This window comes from Aquirufa sp. ROCK-SH2 (genome assembly GCF_054558315.1).
In genome coordinates this window covers 45660-58359 of record NZ_JBPXKB010000001.1, presented here as the reverse complement: position 1 = coordinate 58359, position 12700 = coordinate 45660, and the positions used below count along the sequence as shown (strand labels likewise).

Genomic DNA, 12700 nt, shown 5'->3' with positions numbered 1-12700 from the left:
ACAAAGACACCACGTTTTTATTCTTAATAGAAATAAGAAATTTCAGAAAATTCGTCTATATTTCTGACAATAATCTTAACCTATACCTTATGACTAATTCAGAAATAACCGCTGCAGCAAGAAAAAAGCTTTCAGGAAATTGGCTGCTCGCTATTTTAGCCTTTTTAATCATTTTCATTATTTCTTCGTCGGTTAATTTCATGACTCGACATTTTTACAGCTACCCAATTAATTTACCCTACAATATACCTTTTACCGATTCTCATTCAACAACAAATCAAGTAGTCAATATAGATTCCGGATTGATTTTTTCGATCTTCTTGGCAGGAGCATTCTCATTCGGTGCTGCTATTTTCAGTATCTATTTAGTCCGTGGATATAAAGCAGAAATCGAATTAATTTTCGATGGATTTCGGGATTTAAATCGCTTTTTTGTATTTCTGGCCACCAATATTATCATTTTTATTTTCACCTTGGCTTGGACGCTCCTATTCATTATTCCAGGCATCATCGCTGCGCTATCCTACTCCATGACGTATTATATTTTGGTGGATAATCCAACTATCAGTTCCTTGGATGCTATCAGTCAAAGTAAACAAATGATGAAAGGGCACAAATGGCAATTATTTAAACTTTGGCTAAGGTTTTTTATCCTTGGGATTTTATGCATTTTCACATTGGGAATCGGCTTTTTGTGGTTAATCCCCTACACAAATATATGCACTGCTCAGTTTTATGATAGTTTATTGGAAGACGAGGAGGTATGAGGTAATAGGTAAAAGGTAAGAGGTAAGAGACCGATGGCGGGGCTGTTGCTTTAATCGCGGTGACTGAGGCTCTCGAAGCCACAATTTTTATATTTCTCTTTTATTTTTAAACATTAAGAAATTAAGAATCATTAAGACCTATCCTCAATTCCTCATACCTCTTTCTAACTTATAACCTTTTACCTATTACCTCTTACCTAATTCTTCAAACCTCCCAAACAACTCCTCCGTATAAGGCCCTCTTTTTCCTGAATTAATTACCTGATTGTCAATTTGGGTAATTGGTACGATGCGTTTGGTGCTACCAGTTGTAAAAACCTCATCTGCTTGTTTAAATTCCTCCAAACTAAAATTCCCTAATTTCAAGGTGTATTTTTGTTGGATCAAATCCATCACATACTTTCTTGTAATCCCTTCCAAAATATTCGATTGAGGAGTATGAAAAACACTCTCCTTCACAAAGAACAAATTACTCCGAGAAGATTCAGAAACTCCGTTTTCGGGCGTATGATAAATCACATCGTCAAAACCACTGGCTTTTACTTGATTCCAATTTCGCAAGGCAAAGGCATAATTCAATGATTTGATATCAGCCATTTCTCTTTGAAACTCAAAACTCATTAATTTCATTCCTTTTTCAGGATCTGCGAAAGTAAAAACTTGGGGTAAAATATATAAATTAGATTGTCCTATCGGCTCAAAACCATTCATACTATCTCCAGCAGTTAAAATCATTTTAACCCCCAAACATTCATCTTTCGACATGCCAGCCAATTCAGCAATTAATTGCCCCAGTTGCTCTTTGGAATACTCATGTTGAATTCCCATTTTATCTGATGAAGATAAAAATCGGTCCAAATGATCAGAAAGAAAAACAGGCTTTCCCGACATGATTCGAAAGAAATCAAAAATACCAAAACCTCTCAAAAAGCCAACATCTTGCAAGCTAACAAATGCCTCCTCTGATTTCAACCAAGCATTGTTTTTATAAATTGGATAAACCATTTTCTCTTAATTTTTGAAATAAATCAACTACTTCTTTTGCTTCCTTAACATCATGCACACGCAAAATATTACCTCCTTTTAACAATGCAGCCATGTGTAAAGCGCTTGTCGCATTCAAAGAATCATTGGCACTAATTCTAAATAATTTCGTTATCATGGATTTCCTTGAAACTCCCACCAATATTGGAGCACCCAATAACTTAAATTGCCCTAATTGTGCCAACATCTCATAATTTTGTTCCAAGGTTTTAGAAAAACCAAATCCTGGATCAATGATTAAATCCTTCAAACCTTTCCCTCTTAACCATTGAACTTTTTTCAGTAAATCAGCTATCACATCCTCCATAAAATGGGAATAATCGGGAATTTGATGCACCTCCTCAAACTGCCCTACACTATGTGTCAAAATGTAAGGAACTTGATTTTCACAAATCCAATCGAAAATCCCATCATCCATATTTCCTGAACCTATGTCATTAAAAATATGTGCCCCAGCTTGAAACGATGCTTTCGCGACATTCAAACGATAGGTATCAATGGATAATATAATTTCCGGAAAATTGAGAGACAATGCCTCGATGATCGGAACTACCCGATCGATTTCTTCTTGCTCTGAAACAGGGGCTGCATCTGGGCGAGTAGAATGCCCACCAATATCTAAGATGCTAACTCCTTCTTGAATCATTTCCGCTGCTTGATTCAAAGCAAATTCTACTGAATCCACCCGACTATGTGTAAAAAAAGAATCGGGAGTGGCGTTTAAAATCCCCATAATTGCAGGAATTTCCAAATTGAGTAAGCCTAGTTTAGTTCGAATGGCAAAAAATGTAGGAAAAAGTGAATCCAACTCAAATGAATTTAGAATTTTAGGATAATTTGAATATTTTTGTAGTCTGAAAAAATATAAGCTTTGTAATTTAATCCAGTTTTTATGAATAGGGACTTACAGCCTTCCCAAACCGAAATCGAATATCGACAAGTAATTTCATACTGCAAAGCCTTGTTTGATAAAAAAAACAAAGATTACGGTACTTCCTGGAGAATTTTACGATTACCAAGCCTTACAGACCAGATTTTCATCAAGGCACAACGCATCCGATCGATTCAAGAAAAAGGTCATCAGAAAATACAGGATGGCATTGAGGGAGAGTTCATTGGAATCATCAATTATTGCATCATAGCTTTGATCCAAAAATCACTTGAGCACTCGGATCAAATGGAATTTAGCCATGAGGAAATCAGTGCATTCTACGACCAACAGGTAGACATTACATTGGAATTACTCCGAAATAAAAACCATGATTATGGAGAGGCGTGGCGTGATATGCGCATTGCAAGCATGACGGATTTGATTTTGATGAAAATTTTTAGAACGAAACAAATCGAAGACAATCAAGGTGTCACTTTGGTTTCTGAAGGTGTTGAAGCGAATTACCAAGACATGTTAAATTACGCAGTATTTTGCTTGATTAAATTGAAAGAAGAACAGATGCAATCCGCACAACAATAAATCGAGCCGAATGAAATCTATTAGCCAAATCGCGAAATTCGTACTTATCAGTATTTTCCTTTTTTCAGGATTAATCAAACTGAATGACCCCATTGGTACGCAGTTGAAATTGGAAGAATACTTTGATGTATTTTCAATGGATTTTCCAATGATGGCTGGATTTTGGAAATTTTGGATTCCATTTGCCCTACCGCTTTCTATCATTCTGAGCAGTTTGGAAATCATCTTAGTCATTGCGCTCTGGCTGAACTACAAAAGCAAACAAATTCTTTGGAGCATATTAGCTTTATTGATATTTTTCAGTTTTCTAACCTTTTATTCTGCCTATTACAACAAAGTAACGGATTGTGGTTGTTTTGGAGAAACCATCAAACTTACTCCATGGACTTCATTTGGGAAAGACATCGTTTTGATATTTCTTACATTTTTAACCAGTTTTGGAATTCAACAAAAATCAAATAACGGAGCATTTAAATGGGTGATTTTGAGCACTATTTTAAGTGTAGGCTTAGGTATTTATAGTTATTTCTTTTTACCAATAAACGATGGTTTAGCTTATGCTATTGGGGAAAACATTCCCAATAACATGAAATCGAGAGAGGAACTAAAATTCAAATATCACTACATCGTGGATGGTAAGGAGGTGGAACTTGATGCCATGCCAACAGACACTACAGCCAAATTTGTATCAATGGAGGCAATTAATGAAAAAGAAGCAAGGCCATTGATTACTGATTATAAAATTTGGGCAGATAACGACACGACAGATTATACCAAAGAGAGTTTCAAAGGCAACAAGCTAATGGTCATCATGCCGAATGTGCATCATGCCAAAGTAGATGCTTTGAAAGAAATCGGAATCTTAGCAAAAGCATTAGAAAACAAAGGAATTAGCACTTGGTTAGTCAGTGCCGCTCCTACAGAAGAAATCAATGAATTAAGACATGAATACCAATTGAGTTTTCCAGCCTTATCGGCAGACACCAAGGTATTAAAAACAATGATTCGCTCTAATCCAGGACTATGGTTGATCAGTAATGGAACAGTAAAAGGAAAATGGTCTGCCTACAAGCTACCTGATGCGAATGAAATTCAACAAAGTTTAACAACAGTGCAAGAATGAAAAATATTTATTTAATAGGAATGCCATCCTCTGGTAAAAGTACTTTAGGAAAAGAGTTAGCTAAAAATTTACCCGGCTATACTTTTACTGATATGGATAAATTGATTGAAACAAGAGAACAAAAAACTATTTCAGAAATATTTTCAAATCAAGGAGAAGCTCATTTTAGAGAATTAGAACGCAAGACATTACGCGGCTTCCATCCAGATCAATCTATGGTCATTGCAACAGGTGGTGGTGTCCCATGTTTTCATGAAAACATGGACTACATCAAACAGCATGGGATCAGCATTTTCTTGAATGTTGAATTGGATGATTTAGCCAAAAGATTGTATAAAGTTCAAGGAAATAATCGCCCCCTTTTAGATAAATCTCAAAGTGAAGAAGTGGTCATTGCCTCCATCAAAAAAACCTATGAAGAACGTCTACCCTTCTACAAACAAGCAGACATTCAAGTAGATGGAGAAATAAGTGTTAATCAATTGCTTTGGTTGTTGGAAGCGTATTGATGAGGTAAGAGGTAAGAGGTAAGAGGTAAGAGGTAAGAGGTAAGAGGTAAGAGGTAATAGGTAAGAGGTATTTTTCTCTTTTCTCTTTTCTCTTTTCTCTTTTCTCTTTTACCTCTTACCTATTAACTCTTACCTCTTACCTTTCTCCTAAAAATATATCCCCGTAGAAACCATCAATTGCATATTACTGAATTTCAAAGTAGCAGAACCATAGTCGGCAGCGTTGGATAAAGTATATGGTGTATAAGCATCATTGCCGGATCTGTAAATTCCTGCTAGATCAATGTAAAATTCAGCGGATTTATAACCGATACCACCAGAGAATTGAGTGAAGGTTCTGTCAATCGGATCATAGGTACTTGAATAGGCATTACCAAATTGAGCAACTCCACCTCGAACACTCAATTGAGGAAGTACTCTAAATTCAGCTGCTAATTTAATATTCACTGCCGACTGGAAATACTTATTAATCAAATTGGTGTTTTTATCCTTGAAATTTTGATTTTGAGCTAAAGTCAATTCAGAAGTACTCACACCCATTCCTGTATAATTTACAAATTCAAAATCAGCACTCAAAAATCCTTTTTTACCGATGAAATAGGCTACGCCACCTGAAAGTTTCAGAGGTGTTTTCATGTGATAAGAAAACTCATTTGTCGTTAAAAGAACAGGTTTTACATTGGTAATTAAAATGGGAGCATTGTATTGATCATAGGAAGGAATGCCTTTCACATCTGGACTTAATTTACCTTCCAACTTTTCATTCATGATATCAAAATACATTGGTGACTGAAACGATAAAGCGACTCTTAGCGAAGAACTAACTTTATAAATAGCACCAATGGAAGCAGATAATCCAGAACCAGATGTGGTCAGTTTCTCTTGATAATTCAATCCATTGACATATTTCGCGCCTACAAATTCTTCCAACCAATTGGTAGTAGAGGTGGAAACAATTTTACCAAAATGTAAGCCCCCACCAATATAAAATTTATTCAGGTAATTGGCACCATAACTAAAATCCCACTGCGTAAAAGCACCTTCATTCGAAGCAATGCCCATTTGTTTAGTTGGCAAATTAGGTTCAAAACGATTAAAGGGTTTCCCTCCAGTTGAGCTGGGATTGATTAAATATGCCTGATAAGCAACTGCCTCAGGACTGTCCGCTGTATTCGAATAGGAATCATATTCGGCATCTAAACTAGCACCAGTAGCATTTTTTGCATTAGCACTTTCAATAAAACTATCAAGAATAGAACTTCTATTATTCGTTCCTACAATAGACATTGGCTGATTAAACAAAACTTGTCGAGAATAGCCTAATCCAAATGACCCATTCCAATCCCGGTCCTCGAATTGCTCACTGGCAATGACCAAGCCAAATGTGGGAATGTGAAATTGTGATTCATCAGCGGAGCTGTTTTGTCCCAAATAAGAACTAGATGTCTTGGCCATTTGTAAGCCTAAACTTATTCCCAACTCAGAACGCGTATAAAAACCTAAACCTGCTGGATTACCAGCAATAGAACTTAAATCTGCACCTAAAACACTGTGCGAACCTCCCAAAGCCTGCATTCTTGCCGTACCGGTAGCATAGGTGCTAGAAAAGTTTTTTACCAAATTGGGGTATGAATAGATTTGTCCAAATCCCATTTGAACAAAACCCATTAATATAAATGGGATAATAAAGATTTTTTTCATGTTATATATTGATTTATCGTGGTCCTCTTGATGATCCTCCCCCGCTACTTCCCCCAACACTGCCTCCGCTACTACTTCCCCCACCATAAGATTGAGTGGATGGTGTATAATTGAAATTCGACTGTTGTTGATTCGATCTAGAATTATCAACTGGTCTGGTGTATTCTACATTGGAATTTCTTCTAGCTGGAGCAGAGTAAGATTCATTGGAATTGGATGAATTTCTAGGTTGATTATTCACCGTTGAGCTGTTATAATTGCTCGTTGATCTAGATTGATTTGTCCCTTGAGAATTGTATTGATTACTCGACTGACGAGGGCTACTATTATAATTATTTTCATTATAACGATTAGAACCGCGATCTTCTCTTGGACCTACATTTCTTCTTTGAACAGGTTCCACTTGTGAATTATACGATCCATTGTTGTATCCTTGGTTATAGCCATAATTATAAGCATTGTAATTGCTATAATATCCAGCACCAAAGGCACTATAATAATTGTATGGATTATACATATTCCCAAAACCAAATCCACCAAATCCATAACCAAAATAAGAAGAATACACCATTCGATTTACTAAGAATGGGTCATAAAAAGAACTATAAGCTAAACCATAAGAATTAAATCCTCCCATATATCCAAAATTGGAGTAAGGACTGTAAAAACTGCTGTAATAAGGATCATAATAAGCATTCAATGGAGAAGTCCATCGATTGCCGAAAGTCAATCCAAAAGATACATAGGGATTTGAATACCAATTGTTCCAAGGAGAAGCAGTGAATACCCCTTTTGAAAATCCATCATTAAATCCTTGACTATAATTGTTTTGATAAACACTTCTAGAATTCAAAAAAGTAGATTGTTGTGCCAAACCCTCTTCTTCTTCTATGATTGTTGACTCATCATCTAAGTCGACATATTCTTCTTTTTTCGGTTTACGATTAACGGATGAACTTCTAACAGGTGCATCATATAAATCATCCGAAACAGTTTTAGCTGCAGATGAATCAGGAGTTACTTGAATGGTAATACAACCCTCCAAAACAAATAAAACAAACAAGGTCAGGGTAAGTTTAAATGTACTTTTCATAGTGATTAAGGGTTTAAATGAATAATTACTAAGCTGAATCATGTATCTTTGCATTCCTTAGGACAGTTTTTATAAAAAACACTACAAATAAAACGAAATAAAGTCTATAAAATTACGATATACCCAAAATATTTATGAGTAAATCCCTACCAACCCGAGCAGAAAATTATTCAGAATGGTACAATGAATTAGTAAAACGTGCAGACCTTGCAGAAAGTTCCGCGGTACGTGGCTGCATGATCATTAAACCTTATGGTTATTCTATTTGGGAAAAGATGCAAAGAGCCTTGGATGATATGTTTAAAGAAACAGGCCATAGCAATGCCTATTTCCCTTTATTTATCCCAAAATCTTACCTTTCCAAAGAGGCATCACACGTAGAAGGATTTGCCAAAGAATGTGCGGTTGTCACTCATTATCGATTAAAAAATGACCCAAATGGTGGCGGGGTGATTGTGGATCCGGAAGCAAAATTAGAAGAAGAATTAATTGTTCGTCCAACTTCTGAGACGGTCATTTGGTCCACTTATAAAAACTGGATTCAATCTTACAGAAATTTACCTTTATTAATCAATCAATGGGCCAATGTGGTTCGTTGGGAAATGCGTACTCGTTTATTTCTACGTACAGCAGAATTTTTGTGGCAAGAAGGCCACACAGCCCATGCAACGAAAGAAGAAGCAGTGGCTGAAACAGAACAAATGCTAGAAGTATATGCCACTTTTGCGGAGGAATTCATGGCAATGCCTGTATTAAAAGGCAAAAAAACAGCCAATGAGCGCTTCGCTGGAGCGGAAGATACATATTGTATCGAAGCCATGATGCAAGATGGTAAAGCATTACAAGCGGGTACCTCACACTTTTTAGGTCAAAATTTTGCCAAAGCATTTGATGTGAAATTTTTGAACAAAGAAAACCAACAAGAATTTGTTTGGGGTACTTCATGGGGTGTATCCACTCGCTTAATGGGTGCTTTAATCATGGCACATTCAGATGATCAGGGATTGGTTTTACCTCCCAAATTAGCACCTATTCAAGTGGTCATTGTTCCTATCTACAAAGGCGAAGAACAATTGAATAACATCAAAACTAAAGTAGATCCTTTGGTAAAAACCTTGAAAAAGTATGGCGTATCTGTCAAATTTGATACTGCTGATAACCAAAGTCCTGGCTTCAAATTTGCTGAATATGAATTAAAAGGTGTCCCTATTCGTTTAGCTATCGGTAATCGCGATATTGAAAATGGAACCATTGAAATGGCGAGAAGAGATACTAGAGAAAAAACAAGTTTACCTTTTGAAGGTATTGATCAAATTGTCATAGATACTTTAGAGGATATTCAATCAAAAATCTATCAAAAAGCCTTACAATTCAGAAAAGAAAATACCTATGAAGTAAATACTTGGGAAGAATTCCAAGAAAAAATCGAAAACGGTGGATTCCTTTCTGCACACTGGGATGGAAGTTCTGAGACTGAAGAAAAAATCAAAGAATTAACCAAAGCAACCATCCGATGCATTCCTTTAGACGCGAAAGAAGAAGCTGGAAAATGTATCTTAACTGGTAATCCTTCTAGCAAACGAGTTGTGTTTGCAAGAGCGTATTGATATAGTTATTAAGTATTAGGTATTAGTGTTTAGTTATTAGTTGAAAATTCAACATAATTCAAATAACTAAACACTAATACCTAATAACTAACAACTAAACACTAATAACTAATAACTCCTCTATCACTCGATCAATTTCTTCTTTGGTATTGTATTTAGAAAAAGAGAATCGAACGGCAGCGCCGGTTGCCTCTGGATTTAAACTTGATAATACGTGTGAGCCGATGGAGGTTCCGCTAGAACATGCACTTCCGCCGGAAACGGAGATTTTGGCTATATCCAATTGAAACAACAACATATCTCCATCTGCGATGTTCGGGAAACGTACATTCAAAACCGTATACAAACTATTTTCAATTTCCCCTGAGCGACCATTGAATTCAATTCTTGGAAAATTTTCTTGTAATTTTTCTATGAAATACGACTTCAATCCTTTTATATATGCCTGATGATCAGCCATTTCTGAATAAGCGATACTCAAGGCCTTGGCAATACCAATCATTCCATATACATTTTCCGTTCCTCCTCTTTGATTTCTCTCTTGAGCTCCACCATGTAACAAAGGACTAAATTTCACCCCTGCTTTGGCATATAAAAATCCAATTCCTTTGGGTCCATGAAACTTATGCGCAGCTCCGACCAAAAAATCAACTGGCAAAGTTTGTACATCATGCACATAATGCCCCATGGTTTGTACAGTATCTGAATGAAATAAAGCACCATATTGTTGGCACAATTGACCTACCAGATGCAAATCCAATAGATTACCTATTTCATTATTCCCATGCATTAAACTCACCAAAGCATCGGGACTTTCTTTCAATAAATCTTCTAAATGAGTCAAATCAATATCGCCCATCTCATTCACTTTTACCAACTTCAGCTCTACCAATCCTAATTTGGCCCAAGCCTCTGCTGTATGTAGAACCGCATGATGCTCTAAAGGTGAAGTAATGATTGTTTTTCTACCCCCATACAACACCGCAGATTGAATAACTGTATTATCCGCCTCAGTTCCACCCGAAGTAAAAAATATTTCAGAAGGAGAAGCATTTAGGATTCCAGCTATGGTTTTTCTGGCTTTTTCAACTGCTACTTTTGCCTTTCTACCATGTGAATGAATCGAAGAAGGATTAGCTGTAAAATCTTCAAAATACGGTTTCATTTCCTCCCAAACTTGGGTATCAATAGGGGTTGTGGCCGCATTATCGAGATAAATTGGTTGTTTGTTGGTCGTTGATGAACTAGGCATATATTTAAATATTGGCAATTTTCTTGATCGCCTGTATAATTTGTTGAGCGTAATCATTGGCTTCTTGCTCAGTTGGAGCTTCCGCATATATACGTATAATCGGTTCCGTGTTGGATTTTCTTAAATGCAACCAGCCGTTTGGAAAATCAATTTTAACACCGTCAATAGTGTTTACCGGGAATTGCTGGTATTCTTTTGCGATGGTAGACAAAATCAAATCCACATCCAATGCGGGCGATAATTCTATTTTATTTTTAGACATCACATAATTGGGATACGAAGCACGCAATTCAGAGATTTTGATTGCCTTGTTAGCCAAATGAGTCAAAAATAAACCAATTCCTACCAAAGCATCTCTTCCATAATGTGATTCAGGAAAAATCACTCCTCCATTACCTTCTCCTCCAATGATAGCATTTTGAGCTTTCATTTGATTCACTACATTCACCTCTCCCACAGCAGCTGCAAAATATTCTCCCCCATGCTGATTAGTTACATCCCGCAAAGCTCTTGTCGATGAAAGATTGGAAACAGTATTTCCTTTTTGTTTAGAAAGAACGTAATCGGCCACAGCCACTAGGGTATATTCTTCTCCAAAAGGAGTTCCATCTTCATTGATAAAACACAAACGATCCACATCAGGATCAACGACGATACCTAAATCATAATTTCCCGATTTCATTTTTGAAATCATTTCCGTTAAATTCTCAGGAAGAGGCTCTGGATTATGTGCGAAATGTCCATCTGCTTCACCAAAAATCACATCCACCTGATTCAAACCCAAGGCATTTAATAATTTTGGTACAACAATCCCTCCTGTTGAATTCACAGCATCTACCAACACCTTGAAATTAGCTTTTTCTATGGCATTGCGATCCACCCATGGCAAATCCAATACATGCTGGATATGTTGATCTAAAAAGGAATCATCTTGCTTGATTGATCCTAAAGATAACACCTCCGCGAAAACAAAATCGTTGGAGGAAGCTATTTCCAACATCGCTTTACCGTCTGCATCAGAGATAAATTCACCTTGGCTATTCAACAATTTAAGAGCATTCCATTTTGCTGGATTATGGCTAGCGGTAATAATAATACCTCCTGCAGCTTTTGTCCAAGGCACCGCTAATTCAACTGTTGGCGTTGTCGATAAACCAATATCCAAAACATCCCATCCTAAACTAATTAAGGTATTTGCTACCAAGGAAGAAACCATTGATCCAGAAATTCGTGCATCACGACCTAACACAATGGTATTGGAAGTATGATTTGCACTTTTCAACCAAGTACCATAAGCCGCTGCAAAAGTTACTACATCTATGGGACTTAGTCCCTCTCCAGGGCGACCACCAATAGTACCACGAATTCCAGAAATAGATTTAATTAAAGCCAAGGGGGATAAATTTAAATTTTGAAAATTAACAAGGTGCAAATTTACGAAAAAGGCGTTTATTTTTTGTTTAGTTCATACAATTTGGCCAAATTTAAATAATAAAACCTATTGAAACGATGCAACAAGAAATCCTATACGTCTTGCTATCCATTGCTATTGGAGCAATTATAGGAATTGAGCGAGAATATAAATCTAAATCTGCAGGACTAAGAACCATGATTTTGGTTTGTACAGGTTCATGTATTTTTACTATTTTATCGATCAAAATTGGTGTTGGCAGCGCTGACCGAATTGCAGCAAACATTTTAACGGGCATTGGTTTTTTAGGCGCTGGAGTTATTTTCAAAGAAAATAATCGGGTCAATGGGATTACCACAGCAACCACCATTTGGATTGTTTCTGCTTTGGGAATGTCAATTGGATCTGGTTATATCGAGTTAGCATTTATCAGTACATTTTTGGTGATCGTCATTTTAACAGGCCTCATTTTTTTACAGAATTATATAGAGAAATTAAATCAAGTAAAAGATTATTCGATTGAATTCGATACCCAAGAAATGGAATACGAAGAAGTTGAGGCATTAATAAAGAGAAATAAATTAAAGGTCATTAATCAACAATGGACGATTGCCAAACCAGATTATACCTTAAAATCAACTTTACAGGGTTCTGAGAAAAGTCATCGACTTTTTACGAAAGCAATCATGAAACACCCAAGAATATCCAAATTGCAATTTTAA

Annotated in this window: 12 protein-coding genes; 6 read left to right on the top strand and 6 right to left on the bottom strand. The window is 36.3% G+C overall.

Annotated features, from left to right (window positions below):
• The first annotated feature begins 89 nt into the window (after positions 1-89).
• Positions 90-767 carry a DUF975 family protein gene (locus tag V7S79_RS00265; RefSeq protein WP_459488354.1) on the top strand — a complete coding sequence of 226 codons (678 nt, stop codon included), beginning with the start codon at positions 90-92 and terminating at the stop codon, positions 765-767.
• 186 nt (positions 768-953) lie between these two features.
• On the opposite strand, the gene V7S79_RS00260 is transcribed toward V7S79_RS00265, so the two are convergent.
• Positions 954-1772: an aminotransferase class IV gene (locus V7S79_RS00260; protein ID WP_459488352.1), complete on the bottom strand. Its 819-nt coding sequence runs from the start codon at positions 1770-1772 to the stop codon at positions 954-956.
• Positions 1753-2619, bottom strand: coding sequence for a dihydropteroate synthase (folP, locus tag V7S79_RS00255; RefSeq protein WP_459488350.1), 867 nt, complete (start codon positions 2617-2619; stop codon positions 1753-1755). The genes V7S79_RS00260 and folP overlap by 20 nt, the downstream gene beginning before the upstream one ends.
• Before the next feature lie 84 nt (positions 2620-2703).
• On the opposite strand from folP, the gene V7S79_RS00250 reads away from it, so the two are divergent.
• Genes V7S79_RS00250 through V7S79_RS00240 form a run of 3 tightly spaced genes read left to right on the top strand, consistent with a single transcriptional unit; the run spans position 2704 to position 4914 of the window.
• The gene (locus V7S79_RS00250) at positions 2704-3282 is read left to right on the top strand and encodes a DUF1599 domain-containing protein (RefSeq protein ID WP_459488348.1); all 579 of its coding nucleotides are present in this window, start codon (positions 2704-2706) and stop codon (positions 3280-3282) included.
• A 10-nt stretch (positions 3283-3292) separates the two neighbouring features.
• Complete coding sequence (locus tag V7S79_RS00245) at positions 3293-4405, top strand: BT_3928 family protein (RefSeq protein WP_459488345.1); 1113 nt, start codon at positions 3293-3295, stop codon at positions 4403-4405.
• Entirely contained in the window at positions 4402-4914 is a 513-nt protein-coding gene (locus tag V7S79_RS00240; protein ID WP_459488343.1) for a shikimate kinase, read from the top strand. The genes V7S79_RS00245 and V7S79_RS00240 overlap by 4 nt, the downstream gene beginning before the upstream one ends.
• Positions 4915-5061: 147 nt before the next feature.
• Here V7S79_RS00240 and V7S79_RS00235 read toward each other — a convergent pair whose 3' ends face one another.
• Both V7S79_RS00235 and V7S79_RS00230 read right to left on the bottom strand, forming a co-directional pair.
• Positions 5062-6702 carry an OmpP1/FadL family transporter gene (locus tag V7S79_RS00235; RefSeq protein ID WP_459488340.1) on the bottom strand — a complete coding sequence of 547 codons (1641 nt, stop codon included), beginning with the start codon at positions 6700-6702 and terminating at the stop codon, positions 5062-5064.
• Positions 6629-7708 (bottom strand): hypothetical protein, encoded by a 1080-nt coding sequence (locus V7S79_RS00230; RefSeq protein ID WP_459488339.1) that lies wholly within the window; start codon positions 7706-7708, stop codon positions 6629-6631. The genes V7S79_RS00235 and V7S79_RS00230 overlap by 74 nt, the downstream gene beginning before the upstream one ends.
• Positions 7709-7842: 134 nt before the next feature.
• Between V7S79_RS00230 and proS the strand changes: the two genes are divergently transcribed.
• The gene (gene proS / locus V7S79_RS00225) at positions 7843-9315 is read left to right on the top strand and encodes a proline--tRNA ligase (protein WP_459488338.1); all 1473 of its coding nucleotides are present in this window, start codon (positions 7843-7845) and stop codon (positions 9313-9315) included.
• Between the two features lie 94 nt (positions 9316-9409).
• On the opposite strand, the gene V7S79_RS00220 is transcribed toward proS, so the two are convergent.
• On the bottom strand, positions 9410-10567 hold the full coding sequence (locus tag V7S79_RS00220; RefSeq protein WP_459488336.1) for a cysteine desulfurase family protein: 1158 nt from the start codon (positions 10565-10567) through the stop codon (positions 9410-9412).
• 4 nt (positions 10568-10571) lie between these two features.
• Positions 10572-11960, bottom strand: coding sequence for a phosphoglucosamine mutase (glmM, locus tag V7S79_RS00215; RefSeq protein WP_459488334.1), 1389 nt, complete (start codon positions 11958-11960; stop codon positions 10572-10574).
• A gap of 116 nt (positions 11961-12076) precedes the next feature.
• On the opposite strand from glmM, the gene V7S79_RS00210 reads away from it, so the two are divergent.
• On the top strand, positions 12077-12700 hold the full coding sequence (locus tag V7S79_RS00210) for an MgtC/SapB family protein (protein ID WP_459488331.1): 624 nt from the start codon (positions 12077-12079) through the stop codon (positions 12698-12700).

What these genes read in the sequence shown, in the direction of transcription:
- V7S79_RS00260 (WP_459488352.1), bottom strand. Translation starts at nt 1,772, where the DNA reads ATGGTTTATCCAATTTATAAAAACAATGCTTGGTTGAAATCAGAGGAG.
- V7S79_RS00230 (WP_459488339.1), bottom strand. Translation starts at nt 7,708, where the DNA reads ATGAAAAGTACATTTAAACTTACCCTGACCTTGTTTGTTTTATTTGTT.
- V7S79_RS00210 (WP_459488331.1), top strand. Translation starts at nt 12,077, where the DNA reads ATGCAACAAGAAATCCTATACGTCTTGCTATCCATTGCTATTGGAGCA.
- V7S79_RS00245 (WP_459488345.1), top strand. Translation starts at nt 3,293, where the DNA reads ATGAAATCTATTAGCCAAATCGCGAAATTCGTACTTATCAGTATTTTC.
- proS (WP_459488338.1), top strand. Translation starts at nt 7,843, where the DNA reads ATGAGTAAATCCCTACCAACCCGAGCAGAAAATTATTCAGAATGGTAC.
- V7S79_RS00220 (WP_459488336.1), bottom strand. Translation starts at nt 10,567, where the DNA reads ATGCCTAGTTCATCAACGACCAACAAACAACCAATTTATCTCGATAAT.
- V7S79_RS00240 (WP_459488343.1), top strand. Translation starts at nt 4,402, where the DNA reads ATGAAAAATATTTATTTAATAGGAATGCCATCCTCTGGTAAAAGTACT.
- V7S79_RS00250 (WP_459488348.1), top strand. Translation starts at nt 2,704, where the DNA reads ATGAATAGGGACTTACAGCCTTCCCAAACCGAAATCGAATATCGACAA.
- V7S79_RS00235 (WP_459488340.1), bottom strand. Translation starts at nt 6,702, where the DNA reads ATGGTGGGGGAAGTAGTAGCGGAGGCAGTGTTGGGGGAAGTAGCGGGG.
- V7S79_RS00265 (WP_459488354.1), top strand. Translation starts at nt 90, where the DNA reads ATGACTAATTCAGAAATAACCGCTGCAGCAAGAAAAAAGCTTTCAGGA.